At 56.7% G+C, this 20176-nt stretch carries 23 protein-coding genes; 13 read left to right on the forward strand and 10 right to left on the reverse strand.

Going from position 1 to position 20176, the window contains the following annotated elements; genetic code table 11:
• Positions 1-31 precede the first annotated feature (31 nt).
• The 3 genes from QN370_RS06310 to QN370_RS06320 are packed head-to-tail and all read right to left on the reverse strand — an operon-like array spanning position 32 to position 4469.
• A complete protein-coding gene (locus QN370_RS06310) occupies positions 32-2755 on the reverse strand; it encodes an EAL domain-containing protein (protein ID WP_322127739.1) in 2724 nt (907 codons plus the stop codon).
• On the reverse strand, positions 2752-3195 hold the full coding sequence (locus tag QN370_RS06315; RefSeq protein WP_322127738.1) for a phosphate ABC transporter substrate-binding protein: 444 nt from the start codon (positions 3193-3195) through the stop codon (positions 2752-2754). Before QN370_RS06315 ends, QN370_RS06310 begins: the two co-directional genes overlap by 4 nt.
• Positions 3195-4469, reverse strand: coding sequence for a porin (locus tag QN370_RS06320; RefSeq protein ID WP_322127737.1), 1275 nt, complete (start codon positions 4467-4469; stop codon positions 3195-3197). Before QN370_RS06320 ends, QN370_RS06315 begins: the two co-directional genes overlap by 1 nt.
• Before the next feature lie 323 nt (positions 4470-4792).
• On the opposite strand from QN370_RS06320, the gene QN370_RS06325 reads away from it, so the two are divergent.
• The 3 genes from QN370_RS06325 (at position 4793) to QN370_RS06335 (ending at position 6834) form a co-directional block, all read left to right on the forward strand.
• Entirely contained in the window at positions 4793-5599 is an 807-nt protein-coding gene (locus QN370_RS06325; RefSeq protein WP_322127736.1) for a transporter substrate-binding domain-containing protein, read from the forward strand.
• A 70-nt stretch (positions 5600-5669) separates the two neighbouring features.
• Positions 5670-6329, forward strand: coding sequence for an amino acid ABC transporter permease (locus QN370_RS06330; protein WP_322127735.1), 660 nt, complete (start codon positions 5670-5672; stop codon positions 6327-6329).
• Between the two features lie 85 nt (positions 6330-6414).
• Positions 6415-6834 (forward strand): YXWGXW repeat-containing protein, encoded by a 420-nt coding sequence (locus tag QN370_RS06335; protein WP_322127734.1) that lies wholly within the window; start codon positions 6415-6417, stop codon positions 6832-6834.
• Between the two features lie 56 nt (positions 6835-6890).
• On the opposite strand, the gene QN370_RS06340 is transcribed toward QN370_RS06335, so the two are convergent.
• Both QN370_RS06340 and QN370_RS06345 read right to left on the reverse strand, forming a co-directional pair.
• Positions 6891-8120: an MFS transporter gene (locus QN370_RS06340; RefSeq protein ID WP_322127733.1), complete on the reverse strand. Its 1230-nt coding sequence runs from the start codon at positions 8118-8120 to the stop codon at positions 6891-6893.
• Positions 8104-8562 (reverse strand): MarR family winged helix-turn-helix transcriptional regulator, encoded by a 459-nt coding sequence (locus QN370_RS06345; RefSeq protein ID WP_322127732.1) that lies wholly within the window; start codon positions 8560-8562, stop codon positions 8104-8106. Before QN370_RS06345 ends, QN370_RS06340 begins: the two co-directional genes overlap by 17 nt.
• 132 nt (positions 8563-8694) lie before the next feature.
• Between QN370_RS06345 and QN370_RS06350 the strand changes: the two genes are divergently transcribed.
• Complete coding sequence (locus QN370_RS06350; protein WP_322127731.1) at positions 8695-9219, forward strand: PaaI family thioesterase; 525 nt, start codon at positions 8695-8697, stop codon at positions 9217-9219.
• 116 nt (positions 9220-9335) lie between these two features.
• Here the strand turns inward: QN370_RS06350 and QN370_RS06355 are convergent, their stop codons facing one another.
• Both QN370_RS06355 and QN370_RS06360 read right to left on the reverse strand, forming a co-directional pair.
• Complete coding sequence (locus QN370_RS06355; RefSeq protein ID WP_322127730.1) at positions 9336-9638, reverse strand: hypothetical protein; 303 nt, start codon at positions 9636-9638, stop codon at positions 9336-9338.
• A 175-nt stretch (positions 9639-9813) separates the two neighbouring features.
• Positions 9814-10467, reverse strand: a complete 654-nt coding sequence (locus QN370_RS06360; RefSeq protein WP_322127729.1) for an ankyrin repeat domain-containing protein — start codon at positions 10465-10467, stop codon at positions 9814-9816.
• Positions 10468-10779: 312 nt separating this feature from the next.
• On the opposite strand from QN370_RS06360, the gene QN370_RS06365 reads away from it, so the two are divergent.
• Both QN370_RS06365 and QN370_RS06370 read left to right on the forward strand, forming a co-directional pair.
• A complete protein-coding gene (locus QN370_RS06365) occupies positions 10780-12504 on the forward strand; it encodes a pyrroloquinoline quinone-dependent dehydrogenase (protein WP_322127728.1) in 1725 nt (574 codons plus the stop codon).
• Between the two features lie 76 nt (positions 12505-12580).
• Positions 12581-13156 carry a c-type cytochrome gene (locus QN370_RS06370; protein ID WP_322127727.1) on the forward strand — a complete coding sequence of 192 codons (576 nt, stop codon included), beginning with the start codon at positions 12581-12583 and terminating at the stop codon, positions 13154-13156.
• A gap of 33 nt (positions 13157-13189) precedes the next feature.
• Here the strand turns inward: QN370_RS06370 and QN370_RS06375 are convergent, their stop codons facing one another.
• From QN370_RS06375 to flgA, 3 genes are all read right to left on the reverse strand, one after another.
• Entirely contained in the window at positions 13190-13657 is a 468-nt protein-coding gene (locus QN370_RS06375) for a flagellar protein FlgN (protein ID WP_322127726.1), read from the reverse strand.
• A 2-nt stretch (positions 13658-13659) separates the two neighbouring features.
• Positions 13660-13959: a flagellar biosynthesis anti-sigma factor FlgM gene (gene flgM / locus QN370_RS06380; protein ID WP_322127725.1), complete on the reverse strand. Its 300-nt coding sequence runs from the start codon at positions 13957-13959 to the stop codon at positions 13660-13662.
• Between the two features lie 107 nt (positions 13960-14066).
• Positions 14067-14759: a flagellar basal body P-ring formation chaperone FlgA gene (flgA, locus tag QN370_RS06385; RefSeq protein ID WP_322127724.1), complete on the reverse strand. Its 693-nt coding sequence runs from the start codon at positions 14757-14759 to the stop codon at positions 14067-14069.
• A 172-nt stretch (positions 14760-14931) separates the two neighbouring features.
• On the opposite strand from flgA, the gene flgB reads away from it, so the two are divergent.
• The 7 genes from flgB to QN370_RS06420 all read left to right on the forward strand — a co-directional run bounded on the left by flgB (position 14932) and on the right by QN370_RS06420 (position 20167).
• The gene (gene flgB, locus QN370_RS06390; protein WP_322127723.1) at positions 14932-15384 is read left to right on the forward strand and encodes a flagellar basal body rod protein FlgB; all 453 of its coding nucleotides are present in this window, start codon (positions 14932-14934) and stop codon (positions 15382-15384) included.
• 5 nt (positions 15385-15389) lie between these two features.
• Positions 15390-15797: a flagellar basal body rod protein FlgC gene (gene flgC / locus QN370_RS06395; RefSeq protein WP_322127722.1), complete on the forward strand. Its 408-nt coding sequence runs from the start codon at positions 15390-15392 to the stop codon at positions 15795-15797.
• A 20-nt stretch (positions 15798-15817) separates the two neighbouring features.
• Complete coding sequence (locus QN370_RS06400) at positions 15818-16486, forward strand: flagellar hook assembly protein FlgD (protein WP_322127721.1); 669 nt, start codon at positions 15818-15820, stop codon at positions 16484-16486.
• A gap of 33 nt (positions 16487-16519) precedes the next feature.
• The gene (gene flgE, locus QN370_RS06405) at positions 16520-17752 is read left to right on the forward strand and encodes a flagellar hook protein FlgE (RefSeq protein ID WP_322127720.1); all 1233 of its coding nucleotides are present in this window, start codon (positions 16520-16522) and stop codon (positions 17750-17752) included.
• A 33-nt stretch (positions 17753-17785) separates the two neighbouring features.
• Positions 17786-18523, forward strand: coding sequence for a flagellar basal-body rod protein FlgF (gene flgF, locus QN370_RS06410; RefSeq protein ID WP_322127719.1), 738 nt, complete (start codon positions 17786-17788; stop codon positions 18521-18523).
• 155 nt (positions 18524-18678) lie between these two features.
• Entirely contained in the window at positions 18679-19461 is a 783-nt protein-coding gene (gene flgG / locus QN370_RS06415) for a flagellar basal-body rod protein FlgG (protein WP_322127718.1), read from the forward strand.
• 25 nt (positions 19462-19486) lie between these two features.
• Positions 19487-20167 carry a flagellar basal body L-ring protein FlgH gene (locus QN370_RS06420; RefSeq protein WP_322127717.1) on the forward strand — a complete coding sequence of 227 codons (681 nt, stop codon included), beginning with the start codon at positions 19487-19489 and terminating at the stop codon, positions 20165-20167.
• Positions 20168-20176: the final 9 nt, after the last annotated feature.

The raw sequence follows: 20176 nt of genomic DNA on the forward strand, positions 1-20176 counted from the left end.
CAGTGGAGCAGAGGGTTAAAAGCTGGCCTGTTCACGCTATCGTTCGGGGCGTGCGGGCAAATGCATCGAAATCAGCCACCGGAAGCGGCCGGCTGAACAGATAACCCTGGTACGCATGGCAGCCGGCACCGGCGAGAAAAACGCGCTGTTCGTCGGTTTCGACGCCTTCGGCAATCACGTCCAGCCCCAGCGTCTTGGCCAGCGCGATGATGGTTGTCGCGATGGCAGCATCGTTGGGGTCGGTCAGGACATCGCGCACGAAGGACTGATCGATCTTGAGCTGGTCCAGGGGCAGCAGCTTCAGGTAGGACAGCGATGAAAAGCCGGTGCCAAAATCGTCGAGTGAAAAGTTGATGCCGATTTCCTTGAGGGCGCGCATTTTTTCGACGATCTGCTGGAGGTTGGCCGCCAACAGGCTTTCGGTCAGCTCCAGTTTCAGACGCTGTGGCCGCGCTCCGGTACGTGCCAGCACGGCGATGACCTGCTCGACAAAATCGCTTTGCTGGAATTGCCGGGCACTGACATTGACCGCAATGGTCAGTGCCGCCATGACGGGGTCATCGGCCCAGTTGGTCAACTGGCGGCAGGCGGTTTCCATGACCCAGGTGCCGATCGGCAGGATCAGGCCGGTGTCTTCGGCCAGCGTAATAAATTCGAGGGGCGAGACCATGCCGCGTTGCGGATGTAACCAGCGCACCAGCACTTCGGCCCCGCTGAGCTGATCACCGTCGGCGATCTGCGCCTGGTAGTGCAGGATGAATTGTTGCTGATCGATTGCCTCGCGCAAGTCGTGCTCCAGTGCGGCACGGGCCATCACGGCCGCCTCCATCGCCGGATCAAAAAAGCACGCGCCGTTACGGCCTTCCGCCTTGGCCTTGTACATCGCCAGGTCGGCTTGCTTCATCAGGACATCGGTCGAGAACAGATGGCCGCTCAACAGCGTGACGCCGATGCTGGCAGTGCTGCGATGGGCCACGCCGTTGAGCAGGTACCGACGATCGAGTGCAGACAGGATCTGCCGGGTGATACTTTCGACCCGCACCATGGCATCGGGCTTGCTGTTCCCCAGTCCTGCCAGCAGGACGACGAATTCATCCCCACCAAGACGGCACACGCTATCGCCGGTACCGATACAGCTGACCAGTCGCTGGGCAACCTGCATCAGCAGTGCGTCACCCATGTCGTGACCGAGCGTGTCGTTGATCGTCTTGAAGTAATCCAGGTCGATCAACAGCAAGGCGGCATGGCTGCCATTTTTGAGACCGGACGCCATGATCTGACGCAAGCGGTCGTGCAACTGGGTCCTGTTTGGCAAGCCGGTCAGCTGATCGTAAAACGCCAGCTGGTTAATTTTGTCTTCGGCCAGTTTGCGCTCGGTGATGTCGTACTGCGAGCCGACATAATTGATCAGCACACCCTCGTCGTCCCTGACCGCCGAGATGGTCAGCCATTTCTGGAACGCGTTGCCGTTGGCATGGGTTTGCCAGATTTCGCCTTGCCAGATACCGCTACGGTCCACGCTGCGCCACATCGCCAGATAGAAATCGGTATTGTGGTGGTCCGAGGCCAGGCGGTCGAGATTATGTCCCACCAGATCGATGGTTTGATGGCCGGTGTTGTTGACGAAGGCCTGGTTGACTTGCAGGATCATCTTGTCGGCATCGGTGATGAGCATCGCTTCTTGCGAATCGAAAGCGGTGGCGGCGACGCGCAACGACTGTTCTGTGCGCTTGCGTTCGGCGATGTCGTGACGGCGACTGGTACGCAATTGCCAGCTCATGCTCCACAACAGTAACGTGAACAGCAGCAGCAGGGCAGAGGCGGCGGCGGCTCCGCGCAGGTAGTCATTGCGGATACGGAAGAAGTTCTCCAGTTGTTCGTCGTCCGCCAATCCGGCGATCACAATCAGCGGAAAATCCACCAGCTTGCGCGCGATGAGGTGGCGCGCAATGCCATCACTGCCTAACGAAGCGAGAACAGCACTGTCGAATTCCGCTGCACCCGGCGACAGGAAGGCCTGATCGACGGCCTCGCCATCCGAGAGCAACTCGCCGCTGCGCCGGACCCGGAACCGGCCGTCATCACCGACGATGCCGAGCACGCCCTGCTGGCCGAGCTTGCTTTCTTCGTAGCCGCTGACGAAGTGATCGATGGCCACCGACAGCGTGACGATGCCGACGAAGTTGCCATTGCCATTGACGAGCCGGCGACTGAATTGCAGGCTCGCTTCGCCGCTGACAGGGTCATGCCGGGGACGGCTAATCTGTAGCTGGCCGGTGACGCGGGTCGCACTGAATTGCGGATCGTCACTGATGTTCGAGGCCGACGCAGAGCGCGTGTCAGCCACCACCTTGCCATCCTGGTCGGCGATGCGGATCACGAATAACAGGTCCGACGGCAGCATTGCCTTGGCTTTGAGTTCCTGCAGCACTGTCGGCTGCCCGTTGAGTTCGTAGGCGTACTTGATCAGGTTTAGCGTCTGGTCGATTTCACGCAATGCACGTAATACTTGTGCTTCATAAGTGGTGACCAGTTCGCGGCTGAAAACCGAAATGGACTGTTCGGCATTGCTGCGTTCGATGCCAATGAAATGCAGCGTCGCCATCCAGAGCAAGGTCAGGAAGCACAGCGAAAACGCCGGGAACAGCATCGTCGATTCGGGCACCGTATAAAGCCACGCGCGCAGTTGCGAGATCCGACTGCGCCTGGCCGCGACAAACAGGACGGGTACGGCGCGTCGCCAGATTGCGCTCATGGTGATCGCAGTGCCCGAACGCTGGTATCGATCATGCCGGGATCGAGGTAACCGATTGCACGCGGATTCTCGGCGATCAGTTTTTTCAGGTCGCGGCTACTGGCCGCTTCTTTCGGCGGCTGGCCGCGACCGGTAAAAATCAACTTCGACCAGTGCGACCTGATCTGCGCGGGAGACTTTCCGGCATAGCTGGTGTAGAACTCGTCACGCAGCGAGGTGCCGACGGCCATGTCGATCGGCATCACCGGCCCACCATCGACCTGCATGCTGGTATTGCCAAGGAACAGGTTGGCGATCTGGTTTCTGCTCAGTTCGGTCAACGGACTGTTGGCCGAGACGACGGCCACGACATCGGCCACGACGGCACCACAGGACAGGCTGAGCGCAAGGCCGGTGGTGATCATGGTCAGACTGAAGGCATTGCGGGTGCAGGTCTTCATCAGAATACGAAATCGACAGTGAGGCTCAGCACATTGAAGCTGTTACCCGGTTGATAGCCAGTGGCGATACGGATCAGTCCGGCCGACGAACCGTTCGTTGGCCGGCTGTGGTCAAGCTGCAGCTTGAGCGCCACGTCGCTGCGCACATCCCATCGGGTTCCCAGCGAAATGGTGGAGCTGGTCGTTGGTTTGAGCAAGCCGTTGAGGACGCCGTTGAGCGCACCCACGCTGCCTGCCGCATACGCGGGTAAACGCGTTGCGTCGAGTCCCGGGTCGCTTGCCGGACTGTGTTTTTTCGAGGTCGAATACGTCAGATACGGGGTCCATGATCCCAGGCGGTAACCGCCGCTGGCATACCAGGCGGTCTGGTTACCGATGACTGACGAGAATTTTCCGTTACCCCATTCGCTCATCAGGAACCAGTCGCCCGGGTCGTAACTGGCACCCAGCGACAGGAATGAAATTGGCTGGTGGTCCAGATTATAGGTCTCTGCAATGGCGGTGCCGGCCGGGCCGAATTGCCGGTACAGGTCGAAGAAGGCATTGCTGTCGGGGACCGTGAGCCTGCCGCGCTGGTATGACACGCGCAAGGTGGCTGGTCCGCTGCTGAAGGTATTGAACAGACCGGCGATGTTTTGCACCCGACTCGGTGACGTCAGGCCTGGGCTACGCAGTACGTCGTCGCCGTAGCTCAGTTGCAGCGTGTTGGTGGCCTCGCCGAGGGTGGTTCGGTAACTCGCATCGATGCCATCGTTGGCCGTCATCGGAACCATGCGGCTGTACAGTTCGATCGGTGGCCTCACCCAAGGCATGGCATAGCCGACATGACGATAGTCGCCAGCGAGGAAGGTCGGTAACGCAATACGGCCGATGCGCACCGCGAAGTCGGGCGTGATGGCGTACTTGATGTTGGCCCATTCGATAGTAGGCCGGTAACTGTTGTCGTACTGCTGCTGCGAGATCACCTGCAAGACCGCCGACAAGCTCGGTGTAATGGTCGCGGCAATTTGCAGACCGAGCCGGGTATCGAGGTCGGGACTCCAGTTGCGGGTGACACCGGTACCGTTGGGTTTAATCGATGGACTGTCGGTGTAATCGGCCTGGTGCTCGCTGGAACGGGCCATGCCGATGGTACCGAAGCCGCTGACCAGAAAGGCTGGCGTCGCGGTGGATGCGGCATCGTCGGCGCGGGCGGAGGAGGCTGCGAGCAGCAGTGCGGACAAGGCAATCGATGTCAGGTGTGTCGGAGAGAGGCTGTCGGTCCGGCTTGGCATGGGTGTCGTTCTTTACGGTTCAAAAGGGTGTTGCATGGCGCGGGATTTACTTGCTTGTCTGCTCAAAAAAATGGCAGCCAAGCCGATCGACTATGGCGATATGTTTCTTGCGGGAACATAACAGTTTATTTGCGTAAGGAATGGTACTAGTTGGTATTATTTCGTTAGGACCGGTATATTTTTTCGAATAATCCTGGTTCAGGATGTGTTTAATGCCTACCTATCATCATAAGCACATGCCGTTTAAGTACTTGGTAATGCTGTCGACTATCTTTACACTCTTGCCCTTGCGAATCTGTTCGCCACCGAACACAAGGACATTCATGCGTGCAACATCTGCAAAAAAACTGGCTGGCCTGATGACAGCATTGCTGTTCTCCGGTCTGTCACTCCAGGCCAATGCGGCCGACCTGCTGGCCACCGTGCAAGCGCGTGGCACCCTGAAAGTGGGGGTGGAGGGCACCTATCCGCCATTTAATTTCAGGGATACCAAAACCCGTGTGCTGAGCGGTTTTGAAATCGACGTGGCCCGATTGCTGGCCAATAAAATGGGTCTCAAGCCCGAGTTCACGAGCATCGAATGGAGTGGCATTCTCGCCGGGCTCTCCGCCGGCAAAGTCGACATCATCCTCAATCAGGTGGGCATCACGCCGCAGCGCGAGGCGAGCTTTGATTTTTCCGAACCTTACACTCGCTCAAGCGCGCAACTGATTGTGCGCAAGAACGAGCAACGGCAGTTCACCAGCCTCGCTGACCTCAAGGGCAAGAAGCTCGGCGTCGGGCAGGGCACCAATTACGAAGAGCGCGCCAAGGCGGTAGTCGGTATCGACGTCAAGAGCTATCCGGGCGCGCCCGAGTATTTGCAGGACCTCGCTGCCGGTCGTGTCGATGCGGCGCTCAACGACAGTCTGATGGTGTCGTATTTGCTGAAGGCATCGCCGTTGCCGATCAAGGCTGGCGCACCGATTGGCGAAGTCGCGCAGATGGGGATTCCTTTCGTCAAGGGCAATCCGCAATTCAAGACGGCACTCAATGCGGCGCTGGCGGCCATCATTGCTGACGGCAGTTTTGCCAAGGTCTCGATGCAGTGGTTTGGTATTGATGTGAGCAAGGCACCTGCTGCGAAGTAATCGAAAGTGGATGAGGTTGTGATGGTCCCCGCACAGTGCTGTGGGGATTTTTTTTGAGACTGGAAACACAATGAATCTGATCGAACTATTGACCCTCGCTGCACCGATCATGCTCAAGGGTGTGCTCTACACGGTCCTGTTTGCGGTGGCGTCGATGGTGGGTGGCTTGCTGCTGGGGACGCTGCTGGCGATGGCGCGCTTGCTGCCATGGCGCGTCTTGCAATGGCCCGCTGCGTTGTATGTCAGCATGATTCGCGGCACGCCGCTGCTGGTGCAGGTTTTTCTGATTTATTACGGCTTGCCCAGTATCGGCATCGAATTTTCGCCAGTCAGTGCCGGTATCCTGGCATTGAGCCTGAACGCCGGGGCGTTTCTATCGGAGAGCTTGCGCGGGGCGGTACAGCGTGTCAGCGCCGGGCAGTGGTCGGCCAGTTACAGCCTCGGTTTTACCTGGACGCAGACGCTGCGCTTCATTGTTGGCCCGCAAGCGTTGCGCATTGCCGTGCCGTCGATGGGCAACACGCTGATCAGTCTGATCAAGGATACGTCGCTGGTGTCGGTGATCACTGTCACGGAGCTGATGCTGGCGACCAAGGAAGTGATTGCGACAACGTTCCGGCCGCTGCCGTTGTATGTGACAGCGGCCTTGCTGTACTGGTGTCTGAGCATGCTGTTTGAAGCCTTGCAGCGGCGCGTTGAAAAGCGTTTGGCGCAGGCGCATCAGCGATAACTGAGGTGTAAGCAGATTAGTTAAACACGGATTTCTGTGTATTTCTGCGTATAGTCAAAGCAGCTAAATTTATCGGGAGTATGGAATGAAAAAAATATTGTGCGTTGCTGCCGCGATGCTCGCTTTCGGTTCCGCCGCCTTCCTGCCGACCTCGGCGATGGCTCAGGTTAGCGTCAATATCATCCTTGGCGATGCGCCGCCACCAGTGCGTTATGAAGCCGTTCCGTCACCCCGCAACGGCTATCTGTGGGCTCCCGGTTACTGGAACTGGAATGGCAACCAGCACGTCTGGTCGGGTGGTCACTGGGAACGTAACCGGGTCGACTATCGTTACGACCAACCGCAATGGCGCCAGGAAAACGATGGCTGGCGACTCGATCGCGGTGGCTGGAAGCAGGATGGGAAAAAACACAAGAAGCACAAGAAAGATCGCTACGATGATCGCGATGACCGACACGGCGGCGACCACTGTCCGCCCGGACAGGCAAAGAAAGGGAATTGCTGACCGCTGATGGCAACCGATAGGCAAAACATCAGTTGCCAACAGCAAATAATTCCAACTTATGCCGGAACAGGGGCGGATACCGGTGCCTCCCGGATCGGCAAGTTGACCAGCGCCGCAGCGAGTGCCAGCACCATATCGGCGTACCACATCCAGTTGTAATTACCAAAGTTTTCCATGGCCAGGCCACCCAGCCAGGCACCAAAAAACCCGCCGATCTGATGCGATAGCAGCGTCAGTCCGAACAGGGTCGCGAGGTACCTGATACCAAATAATTTGCCCACCAGACCAGCTGTTGGCGGCACGGTTGCCAGCCATGTCAAGCCGAGTGCTGCGGCAAAAATATAGAAGGTCCAGGCATTCTTGGGTGCCAGCAAATACAGCGCGATGATGACTGCGCGGCTGGCGTACATGGCTACAAGCAGATATTTCATGCGAAAGCGCGAACCCAGCGCACCGGCCGACAGGCTGCCGACAATGTTGAACAAACCTATCAGTGCCAGCGCCGTCGCCGACACGCCGGCCGACAGATTGCACAGTGCGACTTCGCCCGGCAAATGCGTGACCAGAAACGCGATATGGAACCCGCACGTAAAAAAACCGGCATGCAGGCACAGGTAACTGCGATCACGCAGCGCCAGTCGCACTTGCCGGCCTAGTCCGATTTCATTGATCACTGCGCTTGCCGGTGCAGCCACAGCGACGGCCTTTTTTTTCCGGAATGGTCTGGCCAGTGGAATGGTCAGCAGTGTGGTGGCCGCCATCGTGAACATCGCCATCACCCAGCCGGCCGAGCTAATGATCGCCTGCATCAGCGGTGCAAACACGAATTGGCCCAGCGAGCCACCGGCATTGATGAAGCCGGCCGCAAAAGCGCGTCGTTGTGGCGGTATCGATTGCGCGGTGGCCCCGATCAGGATCGAGAAACTGCCCGCGCCAGCGCCTGCTGCACTGAGTAATCCCATGCTCAGCATCAGGCCCCACTGACTCGACATGAATGGCGTGATGGCCAGTCCCGTGGCGAGCATCAAGGCACCGACGATGATCACCTTGGACGAGCCATACTTGTCAGCGACGACGCCAAAAATCGGTTGTGCAGCACCCCAGGCGAACTGGCCAATGGCGAGCGCAAAGCTGATGGATACGATGCCCAGTCCCGTCGAGGTGTTGATGGGTGACATAAAAAGGCCGGTGGTAAGGCGTGCACCCATGGTGATCATCAAGATGGCGCTGGCCGACAGGATCAGGATCCACGACGCGCGCGGGGAGAGTTCAGTCGTTGTGGACATGGGACTTTTCTTCTAGTAGGGGAGTCAGTAATTGCATGGCGCTGGCAGTGTCGTCATGCAGTGTCTTCACCAGTTCCGGGCCAAGGGTGAGTTCGAGTTCGCGCTGCGCAGCGCGCCAGGCCTGTTTGGCACCGATGACTTTGGCTTTGCCTTCGTCCGTCAGTGTCACGATCCGTTGACGCGCATCGCGGCCCGGTGTCAGTGTCACCCAGCCGGCGTCGAGCAACGGTTTCAGATTACGTGTCAGCGTCGTGCGGTCCGTCGAGAGTTGCATCGCCAGTTGTGCCATCGGCATCGCGCCGGCAGCGACCCGTTTGAGTAACGAAAATTGCGTGGTCTTCAGGCCGACACCGGCCATGTGCAGGTCGTAGAGTCGCGTTACCGTGCGGGTCAGGCGCCGTAGCGCAAAACAGGTGCAGCCTGGAGCTAAAAGTGCAGTCATCAGGGGGATGGTGTCGGTGAGGTTTTATGAGGATTTTTAAAGGTAATGGAATATAGTGCATATGCACATAAACAGCTAGTGCAATATGGCACGGCAACCATCTATCCACTCAACGTTCAAGGAAAGCACTTCATGAGCAACGATCATCTTCTGCAATCCTGGCTTGCTGACGAACAAGCTGCGCGGGTTCGCCTCGCCGATCCCGGGGTATCGAGCATGGCGCAATTGCGCGAACTAAGCGGTCTGGAATTTTTGCAGGCGATCGGCGACGGCGTATTGCCATCGGTTCCGATCGGGGCGTTGATGGGTTTTGTACCGATCTGCTGGGAGCCTGGTCGGATGGTTTTCCAGGGGTCGCCAGGCAGGCAACATTACAATCCGCTGGGGAGTGTGCACGGCGGCTATGCGGCAACGTTGCTGGATTCTTGTGTGGGATGTGCGGTGCATTCGATGCTACCGGCGGGCAAGGGCTACACAACGCTCGAGCTCAAAATTAATTACATCCGCGCCATCACCGACACGATCGGACCGGTACGCGCCGAGGGCAAGACGATCCATGTGGGTGGCCAGACGGCGATTGCCGAAGGGCGCATTACCGATGTGCAGGGCCGGTTGTATGCGTTCGCGACAACGACTTGCCTGGTGTTTGCGATCTGACGCGGGCATCGTGAAAGGCTGCGTTGGTTTTTGCAGTGGCAGTGGCGCAGTAACAGCGATGCACTGACAGCGGTGCACTGACCGGCTGGCCAGCGCGCACTGCTATCGTTTTTGTCCTAGCTTCGTACCGACGGAATCCGCACGCCGCTGACGCGGTACTTGCTACGACGATCTCCCATCAGTGCGCGAAGTTCCGCGATCGATAAATCGGCGACTTCGTGCATCCGTATCAGCAGCGATGCGCCGACCGGCAGGCGACGATGTCGGATCTTGCTGATGACTGGAGGGGCGACCTCAAGAGCGCGCGAGAGCGCGGCGTCGTTCTTGATGGCGAGTTTCTGGATCAGCGTGTTGAGCAAATTGTCCGGATTGTAGGAGGGATCCTGAAAATCGGTGCCGTTGGAAGCTGTGGAAGTCATGGGAAAGTTATCCTTCAGTTGTTAAAACAACTACAGTCTGCCCAGTTCGTCAATGTCCGAATGTGCGCTAGCTCACACAACCGTGCGGTAGTTTAGTTTTATTTGGCAAACCCTTGATATTTTCCGGTAATTTTCCGCTCCCGGCACCGCTCGGCTGCCGGACGTGTCGCTGCTGTTAGTGATTTTCTTGCAAGAATTTTACGACGTCAGGATGGTCATTTTCTTGCGCCATGATCAATGCGGATTTGCCACGGTTGTCGAGCATCCGCGCATCGGCACCATGGGCCATCAACATTTGTACTGTGGCCAGATGGCCATAGGCACCCGCCCACATCAATGCGGTTAGCTGATTCGGATAGGTCGCATCCGCCAGGATGCCTTTGGTCAGCAGCATTTCAACGATGGCAGTCTGGCCATTGCCTGCCGCGTAGACCATGGCAGTCTTGTCGAGTTGGTCAAGCGCGTTGATGTCGGCACCTTTGTCGAGCAACAGACGCGCAGCTTCCGTTCTGCCGTGAAAGGCGGCAGCCATCAGGGGCGTCACTTTCGCTGTGTTGGCGAGATTGATATTGGCACCGAGTTCAATGGCACGTTTGACGATGTCGATGCGGTCGTTCTTGATGGCCATCATCAGGACCGATTCGCCGACCCGATTGCGCGTATCGGGCGAGGCACCCTGGTCGATCAGTTGCTGGAAAAGCTTGAGGTTGCCGGTACGTGCGGCAGTCAGTGTTTGCAGATTGAGTTCGGCCCGGTTATCGGCAGCCTGAGCGCCGCCGCATAGTGCTACAAAAATGAAAGGTAAAAAAACGCTGCGTCGACTGGCCATGATTGATCTCGGGTGATTTTATGCAATGGATTCTGGTTCTGTTGTGCCGATATGGAGCTGTCTCGCATGAACGGATTCAGGGAGAAAGTTCTTCTTGCGTATCAAGATACATGCAAGACGCTGCAGTTCGGACACTACAAATTTTTTAATGGCGTTATTGCAAATTTATTGCAACAGGATATTATTCGATAACTTTACTGCGAAGTGGGGAACTTAGTAAAAGCAAGCCCGTCCGCTGATTCCTGGGATGGGTTGAATAAAAATAAATAACATCAATTGGCTGCCACAGGCGGCCATACATGGAGAGCGACAATGGGAATCAAAGGCTATCAATTGATGGGCCATCTGGCAATGGCAGCAGTCGCACTGACAGCGAGCAGTGCCGGTAATGCGCAAGAAATTCAGGGCGGTGCGGGCATCAAGGCACCTGCGATGTCAAAAACACTTGGTCCGGTTACCCAGGCCATGCTTGACGGTGCAGCCAAAGACACCAGCAACTGGTTGCAAACCAACGGCGACTACGGTCAGACCCGGTTTTATCCGTCGGCACAAATCAATAGCAAGAACGTTGCCACGCTGAAGCCGAAATTTGTATTCCAGACAGCCGTTGTCGAGTCGATGGAAACCGCGCCGGTTGTTGTCAATGGCGTCATGTTTCTGACCACTTCGTACAACCATGTCTATGCAATCGATGCCGTCACCGGCGTCGAGTACTGGCATTTCAAGCACAAGATGGGTCCGGTAACGACGTTCTGCTGTGGCCCGAACAACAAGGGTGTGGCGGTTGCCGATGGCAAAGTCTTCATGGGTACGCTGGATGCCAAGATGGTGGCGCTCGATGCCAAGACCGGAAAAATGTTGTGGGAAACCGAAATCGCTGATCCTGAGAAAGGTTACAGCGAAACAATGGCTCCTGTCGCCGTTGACGGCAAGGTGCTGATCGGCACCAACGGTGGCGAATACGGTATCCGTGGCTTCGTCAAGGCGTTCGACGCCGAGACCGGCAAGCTGGTCTGGACATTTAATACGATTCCAGAAAAAGGCCATGAAGGCGTCTGGGCAACGACCGATGCTACCGGTCGCGACATGCATCGTGATATCCCGGCAGAAAAAGCCGCGTTCGCCAAAAAATCCGACTTTTACAATACCCTGGGCGGTGGCGTCTGGATGGCCCCATCGATCGATCGTGCTACCAAGACAGCTTTCTTCGTGGTCGGCAATCCGTCACCTGATTTGTACGGTGCTGAGCGTCCGGGCGACAACCTGTACACGGATTCGATGGTTGCGATTGACCTCGATACAGGTAAATACAAATGGCATTATCAATACATTGCCCATGATGTATGGGATCTTGATGCCGTCAGCCCGCCGATCCTGGTGGACGTCAAGGACAAGAACGGCAAGATGATTCCTGGTGTTATCCACGGTGGAAAAACCGGCCATGTGTATGTTCATGACCGTAGCACTGGCGAGCTGATCCGTTTCTCGGAAGCCATGGTTCCACAAGAAAACATGTGGGTCTTGCCAACGGCTACCGGTGCACGTATGTTGCCTGGTGCCAATGGTGGTGTCGAATGGTCGCCGATGGCTTACAGCGCGAGTAATCGCATGTCGTATGCACTGAATCTGCACCAGCCAATGACGTACCACGTCGAAGAATCAAAGTACCCGAACGGCAAATTGTGGCTGGGTGGTGCGTTCAAAAATGCGGTGGGTGAAGAGCAATGGGGCAATGTGACTGCTGTCAACATCGACACCGGCAAGATCGCATGGCAAACCAAGACACCGCAGCCAATGATCGGTGGCGCACTGGCGACCGCAGGCAATCTGGTGTTTGCTGGTGAGGGCAACGGCTGGTTTAACGCTTACGATGCCAAGTCGGGCAAAGTGTTGTGGCGCTTCCAGTGTGGTGCTGGCGTCAACGCACCGCCGGTTTCTTATGCAATCAATGGCAAGCAATATATCGCGGTCGCCGTTGGCGGGAATTCGCAAATGGATTTCAAGCGTGGCAATAGCGTGTTCGTGTTCGGTCTGTAATCGGATTGTTTAGCAAATGAGGTAACTGAAAGAGGCCGCATAATGCGGCCTCTTTTTCTTTTGAACGGGAATTACCATGACATTAAAGCAGTTATTGTTGGTACTTTTAACCGCAGTGATATTGCCTGCGCAGGCAGTCGATATCGCCGCTGGTCAGGAAAAAGCACAGACTTGCGTGGCATGCCACGGTGCCAACGGGAATTCGACGGTGCCGATGTTTCCGGTGCTGGCAGGTCAGTCAGCACGCTATCTGTATTTGCAATTGAGAGATTACAAGGAAGGGGCGCGCGCCAATCCGATGATGTCACCGATGGCTGCGAATCTGTCGAAGGAAGACATGCAAAACCTGGCGGCTTATTTTGCCGAGCAAAAACCCGTGCTTATTGATTTCAAGGCGGATCCGGAGCGGGTCAAACTGGGCTTTATCAAGGCGGAAGAAAATCTGTGCTCGATGTGCCATCTGGGCGGCATGAAAGGGCAGAATGAAATTCCAAAATTGAGTGGCCAGCACTACGATTACGTGGTCAAGCAACTGACCGACTTCAAGGCGCATACCCGTACCAATGATGCTGGCAACATGTCGGCCGTATCGAAGTCACTGACTGAAGAAGACATCATCAATCTTGGTCACTACCTGACCAACTTGCACTGATCAAAAAAAAGATGCGCCTCGCGCATCTTTTTTTTATCCTATTGCAAGGCCTCGGCCCCGACCGCTGCCGGTTGATTGACCATCGGCACCATACAAATTACTGCGCTGGGTCTTACCCTGCAAGATATTGAGCTCTGTCTGATTGCGCATCATGTGGCGGCCAATCAGCATGCCGTTGATACGATTCATTTCCCGGGCTTCGGCACCCAACGCCACCAGTGCCAGCCATTCGGTATCCGCCGGCTGGTGCACTGCGATCCAATCGCGCATCCCGCGCTCGCTGGCGGCAAAGCCTGCAGCATCGAGTAACGCATGGCGCGTCTTGGTGAGCGTCGTCAGTTGTGTGACGGCCAGTGCCTTTGCTTGAATCAGTTCAGGTAGTCCGGTGATGCTGGCTTCGATCAGTTTTCCCTGCTCCTGTTGCAGCAGTTCCAGCAAGTTGCGTGTGACTTGCTTTTCCTCTGCGAGGCTGGAAGCGGGACCGGAAGCGAGCGTAACCATGATTAACCTTTACGTGAAGACAGCAGATCCTTGACGGTATCGATCAGGCCGTTGGCGACTTTTTCAGGATTGACCTGAAATGTACCGCTGGCGATCGCTGCCTTGATTTCATTAACTTTCTTGACATCGAACGTACTGCTGCCGCCGATTGCCTGCGCTTGTGCTGAAATTTTTACGTTGTCTGATTGCGAATTAGTTTTGGCTGGTTCGGCTTTTTCGGCACCTTTGCTCGCACTGGCCTTGGCAGTCGTCGATGACGCGCCGACAGGGCCAGTTTTCTTAAAAGAGTCATTAATTTCCACGATGTTTCCTTGGTGGGTCAGGGCAAAACACCCCGGTTCATGGTCTCATTACGGCATAAGCAAAAAATACTTGAGGATTTATTTTGCTGGCGGACACATAAAACGGGCTAATACGTCACATCCACGTACCCGCCCGCCCTTGCCACTCCGCTGACGACTTGTCCGGCTGCCGTGCGAGCCTGCGCGATCTGACCTTCCGCTGCATTGTTGAGCGCGCGTCCTTCCGTGGCGACCGAAAAACCCGGCCCGCTCGATATCAGCCGGATAGCCTGTCCCTGTTGTACAACTTGCTCAATGCGCAGCGAATCGACCCGCATCGGATTCCCCATGCCGACCGACATCGCTACGGTACGGCCGATCGCTTGCGCCGTATCGGTAAGAACGCCCGATGGCAATGTGGTCAGGTCGCCTTTCATGCGCATCACGTCGTTCTGGCCGACCACTTGTCCTTTTACCAGCGGTACGGCACTGGCGACATAGTCGGCAATCACCTTTACCTGAGCTGTCACATACACAGTCCACGGTGACGGTGCGAGACACCGCACGCCGACGCTGGTTTTGCCCCAGACCCGACTGCCTGCCGGCAGAAATGCCTCGGGGGCCGGGCAGGCGGGCAGGTTCATCCTGGCATCGAGTTGACCGACGGTGATCGTCACCTCTCCCGGCGAGCCAGCAGACTGGATACGCAAGAATTGCGCTATCGTGCCGCGAATGGCGTCAGGGTCCTGACGTGGCGCGTTAAGTTGGGCCATCGCAGGCAGCGACAACAGACAGGCGAGAACGACAATCGGTATTTTCATGGCAGTCAGTATAAGAAAAGCAGATTTGATGGTAACGGCCAGCAATGCGAGCCAAGCGCCAAACAGAGCATATTTCCCTGATCTGATCGCCTGATCAGGATGGTGGTGACCTCCGTATTATCAGAGTTGCGTAAGACCACTGTCGAATCGGCCTGCATAAACGGAGAGTGCCATGATCGGAAAACTGGACGACTACCTGCGTTTCAACGAAACCGCCCTGAGCCTGCGCGGGCAGCGCCAGCAATTGATTGCATCGAACATCGCCAATGCGGATACGCCTAACTACAAGGCGCGCGATATTGACTTCAATAGTGCAATGAAATCGGCACTGGCTCGCAGCGGTACAGTAACCGGCACCGGAAACGAAGCAGCCGCAGTGCTGCCCGCAGCACTGGCGCGGACCTCGACGACCCACTTGTCCGCCAAAGCAGTCAACGGTGGCAGTAGCGGCGTCAACGGTGTACCTTTGCTTTATAGAAATATTCAGCAAGGTGCCGTTGATGGCAATACGGTCGACATGGACGTCGAGCGCAACCAGTTTGCCGATAATGCGATTCGTTATGAGGCTGGTATTACGATGATCAGTGGCCAGATCAAGAGCATGCTCAGCGCGATACAAGGATAACTGCCATGTCACTGTTTAATATTTTTAACGTGGCGGGATCGGCCATGAGTGCGCAGTCCCAGCGACTCAATGTGGTCGCGTCGAACATTGCCAATGCCGACAGCACCACCAGTACAAACGGCGAAGTCTACAAGGCCAAGCAGGTTGTTTTCAGGGCTGTGCCGATTGGTGGAGACGCGGCAGCCAGTGGCGTGAAGGTCGATAAAGTACTCGAAGATACGGCACCACCGCGTTTGGTGTACGACCCGAAACATCCGCAGGCGGATGAAAAAGGATATGTGTCGATGCCCAACGTGAATGTCGTCGAGGAAATGGTCAACATGATCTCGGCATCACGATCCTATCAAACCAATGTCGAAACAATGAATTCAGCCAAGACGCTGCTGCTGAAAACCCTGACCATTGGTCAGTAAAACCTTCCAGGACAACTCCGATGACTGCCATTACCAATAACGTTGCTTCAACCTCCTTGCTGGCCACCATGAATCCGGCCACTACCGCTGCCGCCAGCGCCAGTGCGACGCAGGACCGGTTCATGAAACTGCTGGTCACGCAGATGAAAAACCAGGACCCGCTCAATCCGCTCGACAATGCACAGGTCACGAGCCAACTGGCCCAATTGTCAACGGTCAGCGGTATCGACAAGATGAACACGACACTTGAGTCAATGATCACCAGCCAGCAATCCGGTCAGGCCGTGCAGGCTGCCGGCATGATCGGTCATGGCGTGCTGGCTCCGGGTAATCAGCTTGCACTGGCGTCGAATACGTCCATCTTCGGTGTGGACCTGGCGGCCCCGGCAGAAAAAGTCATGGTGACGGTCAAGGATGTCAATGGTGTGGCAGTGCATACGATGGACCTCGGTGCCAAGGATGCCGGCACGCTGGCCCTGACCTGGGATGGCATCAAAGACGATGGCAGCAAGGCGGCCGATGGCGCTTACACCTTCAGTGTCGCAGCAAGTGCAGGATCAACCTCGGTAAGCGCCACTGCACTCGGGTTCGGGCAAGTGTCGAGCGTGTCGACCAGCGCTACCGGCGTCAAGCTCAATGTCACTAATCTTGGTGCAATTGGCATGACGGACGTGCGCCAAATTCTTTAATCAGTCGTTCAATCCTCTTCCAGGGAGTACATCATGGGTTTTCAGCAAGGTTTGAGCGGCCTGAATGCCGCCTCCAAAAGTCTCGAAGTGACCGGCAATAACGTCGCCAATTCCAGCACCGTCGGTTTCAAGAGCGCGCAAGCGCAGTTTGCGGACGTGTACGCCAGTTCACTAACAGGCGGTGGTGCTTCTCAAGTCGGGATCGGCACCAGCGTAGCGACGGTGGCGCAGCAATTTACCCAAGGTAACGTGACCGCGTCGAATAATCCGCTCGACCTCGCCATCAACGGCGGTGGATTTTTTCGGCTCAGCAGTGGTGGGGCGATCACTTACAGCCGCAACGGCCAGTTCCAGCTCGACAAAAATGGCGGGATTGTCAATTCGAAGGGTGCGCATCTATCCGGCTTTGCCGTTACCTCGACGGGTACCCTGGCGACCGGAACGCCCACGGACCTGGTCATCAACACGGCTGACCTCGCACCGAACAAGACGAAAGACGTCAAGCTGCTGGTAAACCTGGATTCGCGTGAGGTAACACCGTCAAAAACGCCTTTCGACCAGAATGATCCGCTCACCTACAATCGCTCGACATCGGTCTCGATCTTCGATTCCCTCGGCAATTCGCATGTGCTGCAATCTTATTTCGTGAAGGCAGCTCCCCCGGTTGCCAGCACTTGGGATGTCTATGGCACTGTCGACGGGAACCCGCTGACGAGCCCGCTAATCGGTACTCTGTCATTTAATACCGACGGCGGGCTGACCGCGCTGCCAGTACAGCCGTTTGTTTCCACGGTGACGGCGGCGACCACGCCGGGTGCCAGTTTGCTGACGTTCAATTTTGATTTCACCGGAACAACGCAATTCGGCTCGACCTTCGGTCTGAATACGCAGAGCCAGGATGGCTACACGTCGGGCAAGCTGTCCGGCTTCTCCACTGGCGCGGATGGCATCATCTCCGGTCGTTACACGAACGGCAAGTCAGCCACGCTGGGACAGGTCGTGTTGTCCAACTTTACCAACCCGAACGGCTTGCAAAATCTCGGCAACAATGTCTGGACCGAAACGGCAGCCTCCGGTGGGCCGCTGGTCGGCACGCCGAGCTCCGGCAATCTTGGTGTTCTGCAATCGTCGGCGGTCGAGGATTCGAACGTCGATCTGACTGCTGAACTGGTGAACATGATTACTGCCCAGCGTTTTTATCAGGCCAACGCGCAAACCATCAAGACCCAGGATCAGGTGCTGCAGACGCTGGTCAATCTGCGTTAATTATTAATCGCTGACAGCGACAGGGAGTCTTGAATGGACCGGATGATCTACACCGCGATGACCGGTGCCAAACATGTGATGGAGCAGCAAAGTACGACCGCCAACAACCTCGCCAATGCGACGACGACAGGCTTTCGGGCGCAGCTCGATACGTTCCGGGCAGTACCTGTACAAGGGCCGGGACTGGCTACGCGAGCCTTTGTGGTTGACTCGACTGCGGGTACCGATTTTTCGCAAGGGGCATTCCAGGAGACCGGCCGCACGCTCGACGTTGCCATCCAGGGTAAGGGTTGGCTGGCCCTGGAGATGCCGGACGGTTCGGAAGCTTACACCCGTCATGGCAGCTTGAAGGTCAATGAAAACGGTCTGCTGCAAACGCAAGGCGGATTCAATATTGTTGGTGACGGTGGTCCGATCACGATCCCGCCTGACGTGAATGTAACGATCGCCAAAGACGGCACGGTGTCATCGGTGGAGTCCGGCTCCAAGCCGGGACAGGCTGTCATCATTGGTCGCATCAAACTGGTCAATCCGCCCGAAGAGACAATGACTCGCGGCGACGACACGCTGTTTCGGGTCAAGAGTACCGACGGGGTCGAAGCCGATCCCAATGTGGCACTGGTCAGTGGTGCGCTGGAAAGCAGCAATGTCAGCGTGGTCGATGCGATGGTCAATATGATCAGTCTGTCGCGCCAGTTCGAAATGCACATGAGCCTGCTCAAAAATGCAGAAACCAATTCGTCCAAAGCCGCCCAGATCCTGGCGTTTTAATCGGAACGGGGCCGCGCGGCAAAGCGCGATCAGGCCCTGAAAATGGTCCCATCTCCCCGCATCAGTTCTGGCCTGCCTCACGCACAATGGCCGTACTGACCGACTGCCAGCACTGGCATCGGTTCCCGTAATGACCGCTTTCCTGGAGCAAGAAAATGATACGTTCACTGTGGATTTCCAAGACGGGCCTGGAGGCGCAACAGACGCAGATGGACGTCATTTCAAACAACCTGGCCAACGTCAGCACCAGTGGCTTCAAGCGTTCCCGCGCGGTGTTCGAAGACTTGCTGTACCAGACTCTGCGTCAGCCCGGTGCGCAGTCGTCGCAGCAGACCCAGTTGCCATCGGGCCTGCAGCTCGGAACAGGCGTGCGACCAGTCGCCACCGAACGGATTTTTGCGCAGGGTAACCTGCAGCAAACCAGCAATGACAAGGATGTCGCCATCCAGGGTCAGGGATTTTTTCAGGTGCTACTGCCTGATGGCACCACTGCCTACACGCGCGACGGGTCGTTTCAGATCGACAGTCAGGGCCAGATGGTGACGTCGAGCGGCTTCGTCATCCAGCCGGCAATCACGATTCCGGCAGCGGCGCAGTCACTGACAGTCGGGCGCGACGGCACCATCTCGATCACCCTGCAAGGAACTGCCGCAGCGACCCAGATCGGCGCGCTACAACTGGCCACCTTCATTAATCCGGCCGGGCTCGAAAGCAAAGGGGAAAACTTGTACGTTGAAACCGGCGCGTCCGGCACGGCCAACACCAATACGCCGGGTACCAACGGCGCGGGCATCCTGTCGCAGGGATATGTCGAAACCTCGAACGTGAGCGTGGTCGAAGAGCTGGTCAACATGATCCAGACCCAGCGTGCCTATGAAATCAACAGCAAGGCGATTTCGACTTCCGACCAGATGCTGGCCAAGTTGTCGCAGCTCTGATAACGCCGTCTGACTGGAGCCCAACATGTCTTTGATCATGCGTTTGTTTTCTGCCCTATTACTGGTGGGTACGGTCAGTCTGTTTAGCGGTTGCGCGGTGACACCCACCTCGATCGTGTCACGACCAGCCATACCGGTCGCACCGCAGCCATCACCACTTGCCAGCCGTAATGGGGCGATTTTCCAGACGGCGGCTTATCGCCCTCTGTTTGAAGATCGCCGTGCGCGCATGGTCGGTGACACACTGACCATTACGATCAATGAGCGAACCACTGCCGGTAAAGCCGGAGCGGCTTCGTCGAGCAAGACCGGGAGTGCCAATCTCGCGATGCCGAAAGTATTCGGTGTTCCGGCCACGACCACGGCAGATCTTGCCTTGACTGCCAGTGGCGGTAATAAATACGACGACAAGGGTGCAGCCACCTCCAACAATAATTTCAACGGAACCATTGGCGTGACCGTGGTTGACGTGCTGGCGAACGGCTATCTGGTGGTTAGCGGCGAGAAGCAAGTTGGCCTCGATCGTGGCACCGAATTCATACGTTTCTCTGGTGTCGTTAATCCTGACTTCATTGTCGGCGGCAATAACATCGCCTCGACCCAGGTAGCCGACGCCCGTGTTGAGTACCGTACCAATACCCACATCGATCCGGCCGAGATGATGGGGTTACTGACGCGCTTTTTCCTGAGCGTCATACCGCTCTAAAAGGATCAC

Origin of the sequence: Actimicrobium sp. CCI2.3 (genome assembly GCF_035019065.1) — a bacterium.
Lineage (GTDB): Bacteria > Pseudomonadota > Gammaproteobacteria > Burkholderiales > Burkholderiaceae_D > Actimicrobium.